Below are 19031 nucleotides of genomic sequence, written 5' to 3' on the forward strand. Positions count from 1 at the left end.
ACAGGGGAGAGGACAGTTGGGAAAGAAGTTAAAGTCTGCATTGACCAGCAAATGGATTAAAACCAAGGTGCTCATGCGAAGCACTGAAATTTCACCGTTGATTCCCGAAACAGTAAAATTCAGTAAAGTCAATCTGAAAGCTATGCTGCTGAAATATGGAATGGTTTATGTCAAACCAGAATACGGTACCTATGGCAATGGTGTGATGAAGGTTGAACAGAGTAGAGAGACTTATGGAACAGAATACAAGTACCAAAGTGGAACAAGACTTAAGACTTTTAGAACCTTCGACGCCTTCCATTTATCCTTAAAGAAAGCGACGCGTGGACGTAGTTACCTGATCCAGAGAGGAATAGTATTGCTAAAGCACGGGAAACACCGCTTTGATATCCGTGTGATGGTCCAGCTCAGCCCGCAGGGCAAATGGGAAACTACCGGTCTGATTGGTCGGGTAGCTGAGAAAGGTAAGATTGTTACCAACTATCATAGCGGCGGCAAACTAACTGCTATGGAAAAGCTGCTGTCTCCTTATCTGAACGAAGCTCAGCAAGCGCAAATGCTTAGGATACTGAGAAAGCTAGGAGAAGATACCGGACGTTTCTACCATAAGAAATATCCTGGGTTTAGACAGATTGGTGTCGATGTAGGATTGGATAGATCCATGACGCCTTGGATTATTGAAGTGAATACTAGTCCGGACCCATATATTTTTAAACATCTTTCTGATAAAAGCATGTACCGCAAAGTAATGGCTTACCGCAGAGCGAATGAGAAGAAAAAAAATACTAAATGATCTGTTTCCTCGTATTAGCAATGACAACAGAAATCTTTTGTTCTAATTCTATGATCTTTTGCTTGTGCGTTGCGATTTGGCGGTAACCCGAGACGAGTGAGGACAGAGACTGAGTGGTTAATGTAAGGTTTTGCTTGCGAATCGCTGCTTTGAAGTCACTCCAATCTGCGGAAATCCGTTTATTCAATGAGGTGACTACGCTTTTGTTAGATTTAATTGAGACTTGTGGGCTATCAATGCCAGACAAGGTTTTGCGGGCATAGGTTATCTTTCGGGTACGTGTCTGTTTGGCTGCATTCAACTGATTCTGTTTTTCGCTAATCTCTTTGCGAGCCAACTGAACCAGGACCTTCATAGCATCGCCTTGGGCTTGTAGTACGGTATTCAAAGTCTTATTTTTAAGACCCTTGGCGATCTTGATACGTTTATTAAGCGCATTGTATTGGTCGAATAAGGGCTGATAGTGCTGTTTACAGCTCTTAACGGTGACCTCCAGCTGAGCTACGGCTTCTAAATCAATCTCTTTAATTTGCTTACGTACCGCAATCAGTGTTTGCTCATTGTTATAGTGAAGGGTTCGGATCTGCTCCTCACGGTTATTGTATTGCATCTTTAAAGTAGATAATTCATTGTACAGATTAGTCATCTTCATCCTTGCAGGAGCCTCGGCAGTGGCAGCTGTTAGATCAAAAGCCGCTTGAATAGAAGGTGTTAATTCAGTCGTTGCTGCAGCAAAAGCTCCTGTTGATGTGCTTAACGATAGCAGGATCACCAGTAGTAGTAAGGGGAATGACTTTAGTGCGTTCATTGATTCGCTCCTCCTTTTGTCCGTATTCCTGAAGACAACAAAAAAGCACCCGTAGCAAAGGCAAAAGCCTTTATTACGGGTGCTTCCATCGTAATAGGTCACGAACGATATATTTATTGTTAAATATAAGTTGTTTATTTGCTTGCGTCAATAATTTAAATTTAAATATTTCCAATTTAAAATAATGCGCTAGACATTTCTTTCCCCAGTTCTCTTATCGTATACTGACATAAGAAGGTATGAGAGCTTTAGCGCTAGCAACAAAGGAGGTCTGGCTTAAATGGGCAGCTCGGTAGAATTTAACGCAATTCTGGATCATGCATTTATGAGGTCTCCAGAAGGAATGGCCGTACTGTTTTCGAATAACGGCAATTTCAACTGGATAAAAGTCAATCCGGCTTTTTGCAATCTACTTGGCTTTACGGAAGCCGAGTTTCTTGCCGGGGCTCTTTTTACAGAATCGGAAAATAGAGAGGCACATTCAAAAGAGCTCTCCTATAGAGTGGTAATGGATGAGCTTCAGAAATCGCCAGCGGGCAGCTGGAAGAAGGAGCATTGTTTTTTAAACAAAGAAGGTCAACCCGTCTGCCTGTCTCTCATGTTCTCTGGGTTAGGAGCAGAAGAAGGACAAGCGCCTTCGTATATTATAGTATATGCCGAGGATATTACGGAACTAAAGATCGCAGCTCAGGAAACGGTGGATCATCTGGATCAGCAGCAGCAAATGGAAGAACAAATTCGTCAAAGTGAACGCAATTATAGATTAATGTCCGAGAATTCACTGGATTTAATCTCGCGTCATGCGGTCAAAGACAGTATTTTCTTATATTGTTCTTCGGCTAGTCGTACCCTGCTTGGTTATGAGCCTGAAGAGATGGTTGGGACAAGCGCCTATAATTATCTCCATCCGGATGATCTAGTTATGATGCAAGGTTTAATGGAGCAGAGCCGCAGCTCTGGCGTTATTCCGGCTGTAGCTTACCGCTACCGCCATAAGAATGGCACCTATGTCTGGTTCGAGTCGAGCAGTCGTTATACCTATGATGATGAGGGGAATGTCATGGAGATTATAGCGATTGGACGTGAAATTACGGAGCGCAAGCAGTTCGAGTTCAAGCTTAAGGAGAGCGAGCAACGGTATAAATCTTTGTTCGAATATAATCCATCTGCCGTGTACTCTATGAATTTGCATGGAGATTATTTGACCGCCAATGCGAATTTGGAGAAGTTGACCGGGTATTCGCTGGATGAACTGATCGGAATGTACTTTGGCCCCATTGTCCATGAGAAGGACATAGAGAAGACGTTGTATCATTTTAACTTAGCCGCCCAGGGTTATCCTCAAAGCTATGATCTAACGCTTATTCATAAAGACGGACACTTTGTAGAGATTAATACTACCAATATTCCGATTATTGTAGATGATCAAGTAGTAGGTGTGTATGGGATTTCCCGTGATATTACAGAGCGCATCCGTTATACAGAACAAATTGAGAAGCTTAGCAATGAGTACACTCTTATTTTAAATGCAGTTTCGGAAGGCATCTTTGGACTCGACATGGAGGAGAAGGTGACGTTCATTAACCCTGCAGGTTTGCAAATGCTGGACTATGAACATGATGAAATTATGGGCCATCCTTATTTGGATCAAATTCAGCAGATAGCACTCGATGGGAGCCATTATCGGCCGCAGGAATCTCCACTAATGAAGGCTATTAAGTCAGGTGTATCTTATCAGAGTAATGATGCGGTCTTGTGGCGTAAGGACGGTTCTAGCTTTCTTGCGGAATATCAGGTAACCCCTCTGTTTGATAAGGGGGAGCCGAAGGGTGTTGTTGTAGTGTTCCGGGATATCACGGATGAGAAGGAAATCATTCGGGCGAAGGAATCTGCGGAAAAAGCAGACCAGGCTAAGTCTGAGTTCTTAGCTATTATGAGCCATGAAATCCGTACTCCGATGAACGGAATTGTAGGGATGACGGATCTCCTGGCGGAGACGGAGCTTGATGAAGAACAGCTTGGATATACTGACATTATTAAGGAGAGCAGCAGCTCGCTCCTATCTATTTTGAATGAAATACTGGATTACAGCAAAATTGAAGCCGGAAAAATGATGATTGTAAATGAGCCCGTGCAGCTTCAAGCCGTATTGGACAGCGTAATCGATCTATTTACAGCGAAGGCTTTGGAGAAAAATATTCAGTTATCATGCAGCATGGCACCTGGAGTGCCGCCACTGATTATGGGCGATGCCGGGCGGTTGCGTCAGGTATTGGTCAATCTGGTCAGCAATGCAATCAAGTTTACAGATCGGGGCAGTATCAGTATTTACGTAGAGCAGAAGCTGTCCGCAGATCAAAAGAAATTAACTTTGAAATTTAATGTTAGGGATACGGGAATCGGTATTCCTCTAGAGAAGCAGCATCGGCTGTTTCAGTCTTTTTATCAGCTGCATTCCTCGTTTAACCGCAAATATGGCGGGACCGGATTGGGGCTGGCGATTTGTAAAAAGCTCGTTGAGCTGATGGGCGGAGCTATCGCTGTAGAGAGCAGTGAAGGAGAGGGCTCTAATTTCTATTTCACGCTGCAGATCAATCCTGATAGTAAAGCTGAGATAGATGTGGAAGATACAGTGCAGACAGAAGAACGGGAGACAACAATGGAAGGGGCAGCAGTTGTAGAAGGAGAATTGGATGCCGGTACAAATGTGATTTTACTTCCGGAGGCGACTCCACATATTACTCCTAAGTCTAGCCCTTTAAGAGGGGATCTATCTGAATGAAGCATAGACAGCCTCGGATTAGCAACAAACTGCCTGCGGAGCCATATACACAGTGGGAGGTTGGGGTCGAATCCCCGTCCTCTGCGTGTGGCCCAGCTACGATGGCAGCGTTAACGGAGTATTGGAACACCCATTTCGGAGCGGACTTTATTCGGGGGAAAGGTCATTTTCCTTCCAAAGCCGCTCATATTAATTACATATACAGCCATCACGGCGGAAGACCTTGGGGGATGAGTGTGCGCTGTTTTACCAAAGAACTGAAGAACTATATCCATTCATCGACTTTACCTAAGGATCAGCAAAAGTTACTCATTACTACGTTTAATGATTTTGAAGTATATAAAACAGAAATTGATGCCGGCCGGCCTGTGGCTGTTAAATTTGATAAGTGGTTTCGTCTGCGGTGGAGAGGCAAGTTTACTTACGATTACCATTGGGTACTAGGTATAGGATATGAGGTATTTGATGACGGAGAGCGTCCTACCCTGATTGTTCACGATAATGGTGTGCGGTACAAGGATGGTAGAGTTACTCTAGGTAAAGAACGGCGTATTCCGTATTTTGCAAATAAAGACATTATTACGATGGTCGGGTTAGATATTGCAGATGCATCGAGGTAGAGGGGTTGTCCTGACAAAATAGCTTGAAAAATTCGAGTCCAAACGTTTGCACTACTTAGACGATCATACTATAATCCAGTTAATAACTGGAAAAGGGGATAGGTGCTTTGTCCGTACAAAGGGAAATGAAGGAACCCATTTATTATGGGGACCCTGCGGCTACTAGAGGGATTTCCGTGTTTGCTCAGGAGTTTGATCAGTTATTCAGCTATGATGGGGACGATCTTGGCCTAACGTACTCACCGGGTAGTTCAGCTTTTTGTTTGTGGGCGCCCACCGCTCAAGAAGCGGAGCTGGTACTTTATAATTCATGGCAGGGAGCAGCCGAGTGTAAGTATTCTATGATCCGTGATATCCGGGGCACGTGGAGAATTACAGTTGACGGTGATTTAGATGGCAAGTTCTATACCTACCGAGTACGTCTTGGAGAACAGTGGAATGAGGCGGTTGATCCTTATGCACGTGCTGTAGGAGTGAACGGTGATAGGGGAGCTATTTTAGATTTACGCAAAACAGATCCTGAGCGGTGGACGGAAGATAAACCACCCCTGGATGATCCTGTAGATGCCATCATTTATGAGCTTCATTTGCGTGACTTATCTATCCATCCAGCAAGTGGTATGACCCATAAAGGACAATATCTTGCTTTGGCGGAAGAAGGGACCCGCGGACCGGAGGGTATTCTCACTGGTCTCGATCATATCGCGAACCTCGGTGTAACCCATGTACAGCTATTGCCGGTTTATGATTATTCTACAGAGAGTGTAGATGAGACGAGGCTGGATGAACCGCATTATAACTGGGGTTATGATCCGAAGAATTATAATGTGCCAGAAGGTTCCTATGCTACAGATCCTTATGTGCCTGGAGTGCGTATCCGTGAACTAAAAACAATGATTCAAGCACTTCATGATCGGGGCCTCCGCGTCATTATGGATGTGGTTTACAACCATGTGTACGATGGCTACCGCGTGAATTTTACCAAGCTGGTTCCCGGCTATTATTTGCGTTACAAGCAAGACGGAAGCCTGTCGGATGGCTCTGGCTGCGGGAATGACGTGGCTTCGGAACGATTGATGATGTCCAGCTTCATTGTGGAATCCGTAGTTTATTGGGCCAAAGAATACCATATCGATGGTTTTCGTTTTGATCTGATGGGCTTGATTGATCTCGACACGATGGAGGAAATCCGGCGTCGTCTGGATGGGATTGACCCGTCCATCATGACGATTGGTGAAGGTTGGATGATGGGGACAGAGTTGCCGATGGAGCGGCTTGCCCATCAGAAGAATGCGGCGCTTTTGCCGGGAATCGGACATTTTAATGATGATTTCCGGGATGCAATTAAAGGGAATATTTTTCTTCATGATCAACCGGGCTTCATCAGCGGAATGATGGGTCTGGAGCTTGCGATAAAGGCAGGAGTCGCGGGAGGCATTGCTTTTGCCCCAGGCATTGGACAATTTGCCGTGGAGCCTCAGCAAACCGTCAATTATGTGGAATGTCATGATAATCATACGTTATGGGATAAAATATTACTGTCCACACAAGGGGAGACGGACAAACAGCGCCAATCTATGCATAGATTAGCTTCTGCGATAGTGTTCATGAGTCAGGGAATCCCCTTTGTCCATGCGGGTCAGGAATTTATGCGCACGAAAAACGGGGTGGAGAACAGCTATAAATCCTCGGTGAAGATCAACCAATTGGATTGGGAACTGTGCGCTGCTCATCAAGACGATGTGGTTTATCTGAAGCAGCTAATTGCCTTGCGAAAAGCGCATCCGGCTTTCCGTATGCGAACGGCAGATGACATTCGGAATCATCTAGTATTTGAAAAAGCACCGGTAAGTTCGGTAGCTTATACGCTGCGTGGCCATGCTGGAGGAGATGCGGCGAAGCATATCTATGTGCTTTTTAATGCTAATGTTGAACAGACGACTTTGGTTCTGCCACAGCTCGGGGCATGGAAAACGGTTTTTGGAGCCGATCTTGTGCAGAATCTGACGGGTAATAAGCTAAATGTAAGTGGGATTGGAATGGTAGTGCTGACGGTGAACTAGATGGTTTGTTATAGATAATTCGTCAAAAGCATACGGAGTATTGTGCTCAATGAGTACAGTGCGCTGTGTGCTTTTTTGCGCGGAACTTTCTTTTGAAAGGATGCTTTTATTTTACATAAAAAGGTGACATTACTCATTTTCGTTAAAGATCTAGGATGCTAATATTAAGGCATTTACTTTGGCGCTTTAGAGTGGCATAACAGCAGAAAGTGACAGAGAGTACTTTTCTTTGGTAGAGAGGATGAAAGAGATGGGGAAAGCAACCGGATTTTTAGAGTTTGAACGACAGACACCCTCCGAGTGTGAGGCATTGGAGCGAATTAAGAATTGGAATGAATTTTCGATTCCTATGGATGAAGAAAAGCTGCGCGAGCAAGGGGCACGTTGTATGGATTGCGGTACGCCATTCTGTCATGTAGGACGTCTGTTGTCTGGTATGGCTTCCGGCTGCCCTTTGCACAACTTGATTCCTGAATGGAACGATATGGTCTATCGTGGAAATTGGGAGATAGCGCTAAAACGTCTGCATAAGACAAACAACTTCCCTGAATTTACAGGCCGTGTCTGTCCTGCTCCTTGTGAAGGCTCTTGTACGGTAGGGATGAACGGCAAACCTGTCACCATTAAATCTATTGAGAAGTCAATTGTAGATAGAGGTTTTGCAGAAGGCTGGATTGTGCCTGAGCCGCCACTTCATCGCACGGATAAGAAGGTTGCTGTAGTGGGTTCAGGTCCGGCAGGCCTTGCCTGTGCGGCACAGCTTAATAAGGCTGGACATACGGTGACTGTGTATGAACGGGCGGACCGGATTGGCGGTCTGCTTACCTATGGTATTCCCAACATGAAGCTGGATAAAAAGACTGTGCAGCGCCGGGTGGATCTGCTTGCGGCTGAGGGTATTACCTTCGTAACTCGAACAGAGATCGGCCGAGATCTCCCAGCTTCACAGCTCAAGGCAGAGCATGATGCTGTGGTACTGTGTGGTGGATCTACACAGGCACGTGATCTTCCGATAGAAGGACGTGATCTGCGTGGGATTCATCAAGCTATGGAGTTTTTAACGCTGAATACAAAGAGCCTACTGGATTCAGGGCTTGCAGATGGCGAGTATTTATCTGCAGCAGGTAAGGATGTAGTTGTAATCGGCGGTGGGGATACTGGAACAGACTGTGTGGCCACCTCAATCCGCCACGGCTGCCGCAGTGTAACTCAGCTCGAGATTATGCCACAGGCGCCGCTGACTCGTCAGCCTAACAATCCTTGGCCGGAATGGCCAAAGGTGCTTAAAGTGGACTATGGTCAGCATGAGGCCGCTTCACTGTATAAAGAAGATCCACGCCGTTATCTGGTTTCGACGAAACGGTTTGTCGGCGATGAGGGCGGGCAAGTGCAGGAGCTGCGTACAGTGCGCATTGAATGGAGAAGTAATGAACAGGGACGAATGGTACCGGTCGAAGTACCGGGCAGTGAGGAGACCCTGCAAGCGCAGCTGGTATTGCTGGCTTTGGGATTCACAGGGCCTGAAGAAACTGTACTGGGCGAGCTTGGGGTGGAACGCGATGAGCGGGGGAACGCCAAAGCAGAGTTCGGAGCACAAGCAACCAATGTAGAAGGTGTGTTCACAGCAGGTGATATGCGGCGCGGGCAAAGCCTTGTAGTATGGGCTATTGACGAAGGGCGTCAGACTGCGCGCGAAGTAGACCGCTTTTTGATGGGATCCTCGAATTTGCCGTGAGTGTTAAGATATAGCGAGCAGGGCGTTCCTTTGGGAACGTCTGCTTTGCGTTGTGGTATGTTCAAGGTTAAGATTATTGTCTAAGCGCATATTTACTTAAGTTAAGTTGAAAAGGAGAATACATGATGAAGTTAATGTTTATTTCCGACATTCACGGATCTTTATTTTGGCTGGAACGGGCTTTGGAAAAGGTAGAAGAAGAGCAGCCGGACAGTCTTATTATTCTAGGAGACTTCCTATATCATGGTCCAAGAAATCCGCTGCCGAAGGACTATAACCCACAAGAGGTTGCTAATAAGCTTAACGTATATAACAAAAACAAGCCGATAACCGCAGTGCGTGGAAACTGTGACGCCGAGGTAGACCAAATGCTGCTGGAATTCCCGATGATGGGCGATTATGTAATGCTTTTGCACGAAGGCAGACGGATTTACGCTACACATGGTCATGGCTTTAGCATTGAGCATTTGCCGGCGCTTTCCGAGAAGGATATTTTTATTCAGGGACATACCCATATACCAGTTGCCGATGTAAACGAGGGAGTATACGTGCTGAACCCCGGCTCCATATCGCTGCCTAAAGAGAATAATCCTAATTCCTATGCTGTTCTAGAGGGCGGGGAATTTATCGTTAAGGATTTTGAAGGCAATGTGGTAAAAAAGATTACCGTATAGTGAGAGGGATCGTTTAAAGGAACTCCTGAAGATTGAGAGATTGAACAAGGGAGACAATGCCAAAGGACAACATTACCAATCCGGATAGTTTGTTGAACATGAGCTGTTTCGAACGTCCTGACATTATGTTGTTTCTGAACAAAGCGGTGCTCCCTGTCAAACCCATCCACCATAATGCGGAACCCAGAAAGACGCCGCTAACTAGAAACGGCATATTGGAGCTGCTATGAGACAGAAGGACGCCAGATGCGCTGAATACGCCAAGGAAAAAAATAATTGTCATGGGATTGGACAACGTCAGCAACAGCGTTACCGTGTATGAATTCAGTGAGCTTTTTGGGGAATTGGGTTCTGTGCTCTCCGGTTCAGGAGGTTCTAATAGCGACTTCATGCCAAGATAACAAATAAACAATCCGCCCAAGGCTTGCAGTACCGTTTTATAATCAACCAAAAAAGCGGTGAGGGCGGATAAGCCGAATCCGGCGATACTACCGTAAACTGCGTCAGCTGTGGCAGCCCCTAAGCCGCAGCATAGACCAGTTTTGAAACCTGAGCTTAAGGTTTTCTTGATGCATAAGATGCTGATAGGCCCTAAAGGAGCCGCAATAGAAAGCCCCAACAGCATTCCTTTTGCCATCCACTCCCAAGGCATAAGGCTTCACTCCTTTTATCTATTCTTCTTTTAACGTGGACAAAATAAATACGGTATTTGATCTTATAATGTCATGATTGGCCTTGAGCGTATGCGTTATAAAACCCTCTAATTCGGATAAATCCGGCAGACCCACCTTCAAGAGATAGTCGTATTCCCCTGAGATATGATGACATTCCAGTACTAGCGGCGATTGAATAATGGTTGTGCGGAAGTAAAATTATTAAATGATATCCTTCTTTAGATTAAAATAATTAAATTTAGCTTTGCTGTAACGGATGAAACTTAAATTTTTTAACTGCAAAATGAGGGCTGCGAACAAAAAAATTCCTTCCAACATTATTAATGTCCCAGGGAATTGAGCACTAGAACATATTATTGTATGATGAGGAAGGAGTTTTAAGGGTAGGACTGGCTCCAAATATATTAGTAAAGGTAGTTAACACATGAATCCTAAAGATTTGAACTATACAATGCCACCGGAATGGGGCAAGCATGAACGTACTTTTATCTCCTGGCCGGTGCAGGAATCTATGTGTTTCCCGGACAACCACGAGTCAGTGTGTCAAGGTTATGCTGACATTATCACAGCCATCGCCGAGTTTGAACCGATCACGGTCATTGTGAACCCGGAGGACGTGGAGCGGGTAGAACATCTGGTCGGCGGACCGAATGTAACGCTGCTGCCTATTGCGCATAGCGATGCTTGGCTGCGTGATAACGGACCTACCTTTATTGTTAATAAAGAAGGAAAAATGGCAGGTGTGAACTGGAAGTTTAATGCTTGGGGCGGTAAATATTCACCTTGGGATCTGGATGACGAAGTGGCTCCGCAGATTCTGGAGCATGCACAGATCACCCGTTTTGATGCACCGCTTGTGATGGAGGGTGGCTCGATTCATACGGATGGAGAAGGCACTTTGCTTACTACAGAAGAGTGTCTGCTTAACCTAAACCGCAACCCGGAGCTGAAGCGCGAAGAGATCGAAGAGTACGTGCGGAACTATACAGGTACAGAAGCTATTATCTGGCTGAGACGTGGCCTTAGCGGCGATGAAACCGATGGTCACGTTGATAATATTGCTTGTTTTGCTGCACCAGGCAAAGTTATTATCCAGGTCTGTGAGGACCCGCAGGATGAGAACTATGAGATTACGCAAGAAAATCTGCGTATTCTGGAGAACGCTACAGATGCCAAAGGGCGTAAGCTGGAGATTATCAAGATTCAGCAGCCACCACGGGTCGATCATGACGGCAGTCGTCTGACGCTCAGTTATTTGAACTTTTATTTCGTGAACGGCGGAATTATCTTGCCTGTGTTTGGCGGCACCGCAACAGAAACGGATACACTTGCTGAGAAAGTGCTCGCTGGTTTGTTCCCGGATCGCAAGATTCGTACAGTTAACGGAATGGCCGTTATCACCGAAGGCGGGAATGTACATTGCACTACGCAGCAAATGCCTGCACAGCAATAATTTGAAGGAAACTAAACGTCCAAAGGGACATTTATATACAAGGAGGACAGATTCTTGAGAAATGTAAAAGTAGCTGCGACACAAATGAGTTGTTCCAGCAATATTGATGAGAATATCAGCAAAGCCGAGACATTGGTCAGAGAAGCGGCAGCACAGGGTGCGCAAATAATTTTGCTGCAGGAGCTGTTTGAGACTCCGTATTTCTGTCAAAAAGAGAAAGCTGATTATTACGCATATGCAACAGAGCTTGAGCATAACAAGGCGATTAATCATTTCAAAGCAGTAGCCAAGGAGCTGCAAGTGGTGCTGCCAATTAGTTTTTATGAGAAAAAGAATTACGCGCGTTACAATTCACTTGCTGTAATCGATGCTGATGGAACGGTGCTTGGTAAATACCGCAAGAGTCATATTCCAGATGGCCCAGGTTATGAAGAAAAGTTCTACTTTAATCCGGGAGATACTGGCTTTAAGGTATGGAACACTCGTTATGCCAAGATTGGCGTAGGTATCTGCTGGGATCAATGGTATCCAGAAGCGGCTAGAGTAATGAGCCTGATGGGAGCAGAAATTCTGTTCTATCCAACGGCTATTGGTTCTGAACCGCAGGATGGATCGATCGATTCCAAGGATCATTGGCAGACCTGTATGCTTGGACATGCAGCTGCTAATCTTATTCCAGTCGTGGCTTCCAACCGTATTGGTGAAGAAATTGATGAGGATTCGAGCATTAATTTCTACGGTTCATCGTTCATTGCAGGTCCTCAGGGCAATAAAATCGTTGAGGCTGGACGTGATGAGCAAACCGTGCTGGTAAGCGAATTCGATCTGGATGCTTTGGAAGTTGGACGGATCGAGTGGGGAATCTTCCGTGACCGCCGGCCGGATCTGTATAAATTGATCGGTACTTATGATGGAGATATCACACTTTAATAGGTTTAAGGTTAAATCTAAAGGCATTGCTAGGGAGAATACAATCTCTGGCAGTGCCTTTTTGTGTTTGATGGTAATTTTTTGAGAGTGATGTACGTATAAAACTTATAAAATAATAATATTATGTTATATAACCTTACATAAAATAGAAAAGTTAATTGTCATGAATCCTTTAATCTGTTAAAATCTCTTTAAGTTATTTCCAAAAATAGGGGGTATGGAGATATGACAATAAAAATTCGCGCTTTAATGTCAGTTTTTATCGCATTGGTGGTGGTTGGATTGGTAGGTTGTGGAGCAAATAACAGTAAAGCTGGTAACGAATCCCCGGCAGAGAAAATTAAGTTTGCCAGTGATGCCAGCTACGCTCCTATGGAGTACATGGACACGGATAAAATCAAAGGATTCGACATCGATTTCATTAAGGCAGTTATGGAAGAAGCGGGAATAGACTATGACGTAACGAACACAGGCTGGGAAACGATGCTTCAAAGTGTGAAGCAGGGAACGGAGTATCAAGCAGGACTGTCTTCAGTATCCATTACGGATGAACGTAAAGAAACCTATGACTATTCCATCCCTTATTTCGAATCTACCAATATGATCATGGTTAAAGAAGGCAGCGACATCAAAAATGCACTTGATCTTAAAGATAAAGTAGTTGCAATACAAGGGGCCACAACTGCAGATGACCTGATGAGCGGAATAATGGGCGTCGACAACCCTAACTTGAAACGTTTTGACAGCAATGCGGTGGCATTGATGGAACTGAATGGCGGCGGAGCCGATGCGGTCGTAGCGGATATTGCCATTGTACGTGAATACATGAAAAACAATCCTAAGCAGAAGCTGGTGGGGATTGTAGACACGGAGAACTTCGGAGCGGAATATTATGGCATTCTTTACCCTAAGGGCAGTGAGTTAAAAGCGAAACTGGATCCGGCTATTAAGAAGGTATTGGAAAACGGAAAGTACGCGGAAATCTACAAAACTTGGTTCGGCGAAGAACCTAACTTGGATAGCTTATTGAACGCAAAATAAGGAAAGAACCTAATAAGCATGCGTGATGATAGCTATTGCGCATGCTTATTTTTTTAAAGAGATATGACATAAAGAAGAGAAGGGGAGAGCCCTATGGATTTTAGAATGGACATTATCATTCATTATTTGCCCGTCCTTTTAAAAGGGACACTGCTGACTATCGGCATTTCTGTAGTTTCTATTTTATTTGGCTCTATTTTGGGACTGGGAATCGGATTCGGCAAAATGGCCCCAAAATGGTATTTGCGCTGGCCTTTTCATTCATATATCAACTTTTTTCGGGGAACACCGCTGTATGTGCAGATTCTGATTGTTCACTTTGGAGTGATTCCCCCGCTTTACGGCAAAACCAACGCCCTAATCACTGCGTTTGTCGCTCTGTCGCTTAATTCGGCTGCTTATTCGGCTGAGATTTTTCGGGCGGGCATTCAGTCGGTTGATCGTGGGCAACGGGAAGCCGCTATTTCACTGGGGATGACTAATCGGCAAGCGATGAGATTTATTATTTTACCGCAAGCGATCAAACGGATGGTTCCGGCTTTTGGTAACGAGTTTATTGTGCTTGTGAAAGACTCCTCTCTTCTGGCTTTGGTGGCTGCACCGGAAATAATGTATTGGACCAACACGATGAAAGGGCAATATTTGCGGATATGGGAGCCTTATTTGACAGCGGCACTTATTTATTTCATTCTTACCTATTCTCTTAGCAAGCTGCTGAATTACGTTGAACGGAGGCTGAAATAGGATGGAGCCTATGATTTCAGTACGGAACTTACATAAATCATTTGGAACAAATACGGTGCTGGCCGACATAAGTATCGATATTTTCAGTCAGGAGGTAGTGGTGGTTATCGGTCCGTCCGGATCGGGTAAATCGACCTTTTTGCGTTGCCTTAATTTACTGGAACAGCCGCAGCGTGGCGAGATTGTAATTGAAGGCACTTCTTTGATGGCGGCTAGTACGAAGATTAACGATATCCGTACAGAGCTTGGGATGGTGTTTCAGCAGTTTAATTTATTTCCTCATATGAAGGTTATAGAGAACATTATGCTGGCACCGGTTCAGGTGCGTAAATGGTCTCCCGATAAAGCGCGGCAAAAAGCGCTGGAGCTGCTGCAAAAAGTAGGTCTAAGTGAAAAAGCAGAGATGTACCCAGCCTCATTGTCTGGGGGTCAGGCTCAGCGGGTAGCGATTGCGAGGGCGCTGGCTATGGAGCCCAAGATTATGCTCTTTGACGAACCAACTTCGGCGCTTGACCCGGAGATGGTGGGGGAAGTGCTGGCTGTGATGAAGGAGCTGGCCCGTGAGGGGATGACGATGGTCGTGGTGACGCATGAAATGGGCTTTGCGCGTGAGGTGGGAGATCGTGTGCTGTTTATGGAACAAGGTGAGATTGTGGAGGAAGGAAGTCCGGAGCAGCTGTTCGGAAATCCTGTGCAAGAACGGACACGCTCCTTTCTATCAAAGGTGCTGTAATTTTGTGGAAAGTAGAATCTTGTTATTTTATCAGGTATATTAGAAGAGTAACGGTTATTTCAGGGATTTATATGCAAAATCTGTCGGAACGTGGAGAGGAGGCTCTGGGGATATCTTTTGTTATCATAATCTTGCAGTGATAGAGGGAGAATACGATGAGCACATTTAAAAACTGGTTAAACACAACCAAAAGCGGACTAACAGATCAAGTGAAAAAATTCAAAAATAAAGATTTTATGAATGCTGTAGTTGCGGGCTGCGCTTTGGTAGCTGCGGCTGACGGTAAAATAGAAGAAGCAGAGAAAAATAAAATGGCCGGCTATATGAATATGAGTAATGAATTGAAGGTATTTGACATGAGAGATGTCATTGCTCAATTTAACTATTATGTAAGCAACTTCGAATTCTCACCGGAAATAGGGAAACAAGAGGCTTTGAAGGCCATCGCAAAGTTTAGCGGCAAACCAGATGCAGGACGTTTAATCGTGGGCGTATGCTCAGCAATTGGATCGGCCGATGGCGATTTTGATGACTATGAAAAAGCAGTTGTGCGGAATATTTGTAGCGTCTTGGGATTAAACCCTAGCGAATTCAGTTTATAAATTAGGTGGAGTCATAGATGAAAGTTCGTTGAAACGTAATTTAATCTTTATCGTATCACTGATATAACACCTAAAAGCTAGACTAACAGATAATGATTTTTATCGGAAACGGAGGTACGTTGATTTGGCTGGAATTAATCTGGTAAAAGGTCAAAAGATTGATTTGACTAAAGGTAATGCGGGCTTGTCCAATGTAATTGTGGGCTTAGGCTGGGATCCGATTGAAGCCTCGCGGGGATTCTTTGGAGTCAAGAAACAGGCGAATGTCGACTGTGATGCCTCAGCACTGCTATTAAATGAGGATGGTAAGCTAACTAAGAAGGGTAACCTGATCTGCTTCCACAACAAGCAAAGTCCTTGCAACTCGGTTATTCATTCCGGAGATAATCTGACGGGTGAAGGCGACGGAGATGACGAGCAAATCATGGTTAATTTGAAAGCCATTCCTGCCGATGTTCACAAGGTTCTGGTTGTCGTTAACATTTACGATGCAGTGAATCGCAAACAGGATTTTGGAATGATCAAATCAGCGTATATTCGGGTAATGAATGCTGCCGGGAATAATGAGTTGATTAAATTTAACTTATCAGACAACTACACAGGTTTTACGGCACTTATTTGTGGAGAGCTTTACCGCCAAGGTGGGGAATGGAAATTCGCTGCAATTGGTGAAGGCAGCCACGCCGCTCATATCAATCAACTTGCAGAACGCTACGTATAATCCAAATATAAGAAAAGAGGTATGTAATCATGGCAATTAATCTATCCAAAGGTCAAAAGATCGATTTAACGAAAACAAACCCAGGTCTATCCAAAATCACAGTAGGTCTTGGTTGGGACACTAATAAATATGACGGCGGAAAAGATTTCGATTTGGACGTATCCGTCTTTTTGACCAATGCTAGTGGTAAAGTTGATAAAGAAACAAACTTTATTTTCTTCAATAACAAGCAAAATGAAAATGCTTCTGTTGTTCATACCGGCGATAACCGTACAGGTGAAGGCGATGGTGATGATGAGCAGGTTCAAGTGGATCTTCAGAACATCCCTGCTGATGTAGACAAAGTAGCTTTTACTATTACAATTTATGATGCTGAAGCAAGAAGCCAAAACTTTGGACAAGTCTCCCGTTCCTACGTACGTATCGTAAACGATCTGAACAATGAAGAATTGATTCGTTTCGACCTCGGTGAGGATTTCTCTATTGAAACTGGTGTTGTTGTAGGCGAATTGTATCGTAACGGTGCAGAATGGAAGTTCAATGCTATCGGCAGTGGCTACAAAGACGGCTTGAGCGGTTTGACTCGCGACTACGGCCTGCAATAAATTTCATTCTGCATGCTAAAGATGAATTGAATTCATAAATGAAAGAAGGTTTTGTCAGTGACGATCAGTCTCTCTAAAGGACAACGGATTGATCTTACCAAGACTAATCCGGGTTTGACGAAGGTAGTAGTAGGATTGGGCTGGGATACTAATAAGTATAGCGGCGGCCAAGATTTTGACCTTGATGCTTCAGCCTTTCTACTGCATGAAGATGGTAAAGCCAAGGGCTCCGATGATTTTGTATTCTACAATAATCCCTCGGGTGGCGCAGGTTCTTTGACTCATACGGGGGATAACCGTACGGGTGAGGGGGACGGAGATGATGAGCAGATTGTTGTTGACTTCAGCAAAATCCCTGCTCATATTCAGCGCATCGGAATAACGGTAACGATCTATGATTACGAAACTCGGGCACAAAACTTTGGACAAGTCTCCAATGCCTTTGTACGTGTGGTAGATGCTTCTAACGATCGTGAAGTGCTTCGCTTTGATCTGGGTGAAGACTTCTCAACTGAAACAGCTGTTGTATTCTGTGAGTTCTACCGCAATGGTGCGGATTGGAAGTTCCAGGCGATTGGAAGTGGCTTTGCCGGCGGTCTAAGCGCTTTATGCAGAAACTATGGACTGGACGCGCAATAGCATCCAAGTGGGCGGGGTCATTACCGATCCTGCCCTTTTTCTAAATATTTAGAGCAGTACAGACTCCACTTTGTGGGGTTCTTTTTTACAAAATTATGGGTTGGTTTACTCCATTTATAAAGGTGGCGTAAGAATGAGTGTTAACGTAGTCAAAGGGCAAAAAGCTGATCTGACCAAAGGCAATGCTGGACTTCATTCTATAATCGTAGAAATCGGCTGGAATGCTCCGGCTGCTCTGGAGATTGATAGCTCTGCTTTCCTGCTTGGATCAGAGGGTAAGGTAAGTAAAGACGAGGATTTAATATTTTATAATAATCCAGCCACTTCTTATATTAGGTATAAGGATGTGCCAGGATTCAATGACCGCAAGCAATTCGAAGTTCAATTGGATAAGATTCCTTCCGATGTGATGAAGATTGCCTTTACACTTACCATCTATGATGGGGAGAAAAGGGGTCAAAGTTTTGGGCAAGTAAGTCAGGCCTATTTTCGGATTCTGAATCAAGTAACAGGTGCGGAACTGCTCCGATGTGATCTCGACAATCTTTTCTCCGTGGAAACGGCCATTGTGGTAGGGGAATTATATAGATATAACAGTGAATGGAAGTTCAGTGCCATTGCAGCGGGGTTTGCCGGAGGTTTGAAAGAGATATGCAGCAACTTTGGTATTGAAGCGAATGAGGAGCCTGCTCCTGCTGCTCCACAGCCGGAGGTTAAGCCGCAGATTCCACCACAAATCTTCGCAACGCCGCCTGCGCAGCCAGTGAAACGTGAAGAGAGCCCTCCACCCACACCTCCGCCTTCGCCAATAAATCTCAACTTGAAGAAAATCGAGCTGAAGAAAAAAGGCGATTCCATCAATTTGAAAAAATCAGCCAGTGGTGATCTGGGGGAAGTGTTGATTAATCTCAACTGGAACCAGAAACAGGGCGGACTCTTTAGTCGTAAAAATGGCGTAGATCTAGATCTTGCTTGTCTGTATGAACTGAAGAATGGCAGTAAAGGAGTGGTACAAGCGTTAGGCAATGCCTTTGGCTCATTAAATCAACCTCCTTATGTCATGCTTGATGGGGATGATCGTACAGGCTCCGTAACTACTGGTGAGAATTTGCGTATAAATGGTATCAAAATTTCCGAGATTGAACGCATTCTAGTGTTTTCCTTTATTTATAAAGGGGTAACCAACTGGTCGGAGGCCGATGGGGTTGTCACCATCAAACAAGGCGGAGGACCTGATATCATTGTAAATTTGGACGAGCATAACAACCGAAAAGGGATGTGTGCCATTGCGTTATTCCGGAATGTAAGCAATGAAACATTTAGTGTTGAACGGCTGGTGCAATATTACAGTGGTCATCGTGAGATGGATGAAGCCTATGGATGGGGGCTGCGCTGGGTTGCGGGCAGCAAATAA

At 44.7% G+C, this 19031-nt stretch carries 19 protein-coding genes; 16 read left to right on the forward strand and 3 right to left on the reverse strand.

From position 1 onward, the window contains the following. The first annotated feature begins 16 nt into the window (after positions 1 to 16). Positions 17 to 793, forward strand: a complete 777-nt coding sequence (locus MKX34_RS01605; protein ID WP_036687402.1) for a YheC/YheD family protein — start codon at positions 17 to 19, stop codon at positions 791 to 793. Here the strand turns inward: MKX34_RS01605 and MKX34_RS01610 are convergent. Next, entirely contained in the window at positions 786 to 1601 is an 816-nt protein-coding gene (locus MKX34_RS01610) for a hypothetical protein (protein ID WP_076297250.1), read from the reverse strand. The genes MKX34_RS01605 and MKX34_RS01610 overlap by 8 nt on opposite strands. A 280-nt stretch (positions 1602 to 1881) precedes the next feature. Between MKX34_RS01610 and MKX34_RS01615 the strand changes: the two genes are divergently transcribed. From MKX34_RS01615 to yfcE, 5 genes are all read left to right on the forward strand, one after another. Then, positions 1882 to 4383, forward strand: coding sequence for a PAS domain-containing hybrid sensor histidine kinase/response regulator (locus MKX34_RS01615; RefSeq protein ID WP_076297251.1), 2502 nt, complete (start codon positions 1882 to 1884; stop codon positions 4381 to 4383). Continuing rightward, positions 4380 to 5003 (forward strand): C39 family peptidase, encoded by a 624-nt coding sequence (locus MKX34_RS01620; protein WP_036687404.1) that lies wholly within the window; start codon positions 4380 to 4382, stop codon positions 5001 to 5003. Before MKX34_RS01615 ends, MKX34_RS01620 begins: the two co-directional genes overlap by 4 nt. A 107-nt stretch (positions 5004 to 5110) precedes the next feature. Next, complete coding sequence (gene pulA / locus MKX34_RS01625) at positions 5111 to 7066, forward strand: type I pullulanase (protein ID WP_076297252.1); 1956 nt, start codon at positions 5111 to 5113, stop codon at positions 7064 to 7066. Positions 7067 to 7316: 250 nt separating this feature from the next. Next, on the forward strand, positions 7317 to 8801 hold the full coding sequence (locus MKX34_RS01630) for a glutamate synthase subunit beta (RefSeq protein WP_076297253.1): 1485 nt from the start codon (positions 7317 to 7319) through the stop codon (positions 8799 to 8801). A gap of 125 nt (positions 8802 to 8926) precedes the next feature. Then, positions 8927 to 9475, forward strand: coding sequence for a phosphodiesterase (gene yfcE, locus MKX34_RS01635; RefSeq protein WP_076297254.1), 549 nt, complete (start codon positions 8927 to 8929; stop codon positions 9473 to 9475). Positions 9476 to 9488: 13 nt separating this feature from the next. On the opposite strand, the gene MKX34_RS01640 is transcribed toward yfcE, so the two are convergent. After that, positions 9489 to 10127 (reverse strand): LysE family translocator, encoded by a 639-nt coding sequence (locus MKX34_RS01640; RefSeq protein ID WP_076297255.1) that lies wholly within the window; start codon positions 10125 to 10127, stop codon positions 9489 to 9491. Between the two features lie 19 nt (positions 10128 to 10146). Continuing rightward, complete coding sequence (locus MKX34_RS01645) at positions 10147 to 10329, reverse strand: Lrp/AsnC ligand binding domain-containing protein (protein ID WP_076297256.1); 183 nt, start codon at positions 10327 to 10329, stop codon at positions 10147 to 10149. 244 nt (positions 10330 to 10573) lie between these two features. Here MKX34_RS01645 and MKX34_RS01650 point away from each other — a divergent pair, with 244 nt between their 5' ends. The 10 genes from MKX34_RS01650 to MKX34_RS01695 all read left to right on the forward strand — a co-directional run bounded on the left by MKX34_RS01650 (position 10574) and on the right by MKX34_RS01695 (position 19031). Then, positions 10574 to 11602, forward strand: coding sequence for an agmatine deiminase family protein (locus MKX34_RS01650; protein WP_076297257.1), 1029 nt, complete (start codon positions 10574 to 10576; stop codon positions 11600 to 11602). Positions 11603 to 11656: 54 nt separating this feature from the next. Further along, positions 11657 to 12532 carry an N-carbamoylputrescine amidase gene (aguB, locus tag MKX34_RS01655; RefSeq protein ID WP_076297258.1) on the forward strand — a complete coding sequence of 292 codons (876 nt, stop codon included), beginning with the start codon at positions 11657 to 11659 and terminating at the stop codon, positions 12530 to 12532. A gap of 225 nt (positions 12533 to 12757) precedes the next feature. Beyond that, positions 12758 to 13573: a transporter substrate-binding domain-containing protein gene (locus MKX34_RS01660; protein ID WP_076297259.1), complete on the forward strand. Its 816-nt coding sequence runs from the start codon at positions 12758 to 12760 to the stop codon at positions 13571 to 13573. 93 nt (positions 13574 to 13666) lie between these two features. Then, entirely contained in the window at positions 13667 to 14317 is a 651-nt protein-coding gene (locus MKX34_RS01665) for an amino acid ABC transporter permease (protein ID WP_036687415.1), read from the forward strand. Between the two features lie 10 nt (positions 14318 to 14327). Continuing rightward, a complete protein-coding gene (locus tag MKX34_RS01670; protein WP_076107444.1) occupies positions 14328 to 15050 on the forward strand; it encodes an amino acid ABC transporter ATP-binding protein in 723 nt (240 codons plus the stop codon). 155 nt (positions 15051 to 15205) lie between these two features. Further along, positions 15206 to 15652 (forward strand): tellurite resistance TerB family protein, encoded by a 447-nt coding sequence (locus tag MKX34_RS01675; protein ID WP_036687417.1) that lies wholly within the window; start codon positions 15206 to 15208, stop codon positions 15650 to 15652. A 124-nt stretch (positions 15653 to 15776) separates the two neighbouring features. Then, positions 15777 to 16373 carry a TerD family protein gene (locus MKX34_RS01680; protein ID WP_076107382.1) on the forward strand — a complete coding sequence of 199 codons (597 nt, stop codon included), beginning with the start codon at positions 15777 to 15779 and terminating at the stop codon, positions 16371 to 16373. 29 nt (positions 16374 to 16402) lie between these two features. Beyond that, positions 16403 to 16978 carry a TerD family protein gene (locus MKX34_RS01685; RefSeq protein WP_036687420.1) on the forward strand — a complete coding sequence of 192 codons (576 nt, stop codon included), beginning with the start codon at positions 16403 to 16405 and terminating at the stop codon, positions 16976 to 16978. A 57-nt stretch (positions 16979 to 17035) separates the two neighbouring features. Further along, the gene (locus tag MKX34_RS01690; RefSeq protein ID WP_036687422.1) at positions 17036 to 17617 is read left to right on the forward strand and encodes a TerD family protein; all 582 of its coding nucleotides are present in this window, start codon (positions 17036 to 17038) and stop codon (positions 17615 to 17617) included. A 133-nt stretch (positions 17618 to 17750) separates the two neighbouring features. After that, the gene (locus MKX34_RS01695) at positions 17751 to 19031 is read left to right on the forward strand and encodes a TerD family protein (protein ID WP_038568304.1); all 1281 of its coding nucleotides are present in this window, start codon (positions 17751 to 17753) and stop codon (positions 19029 to 19031) included.

Source organism: Paenibacillus sp. FSL R5-0636, assembly GCF_037974255.1.
Lineage (GTDB): Bacteria > Bacillota > Bacilli > Paenibacillales > Paenibacillaceae > Paenibacillus_AQ > Paenibacillus_AQ odorifer.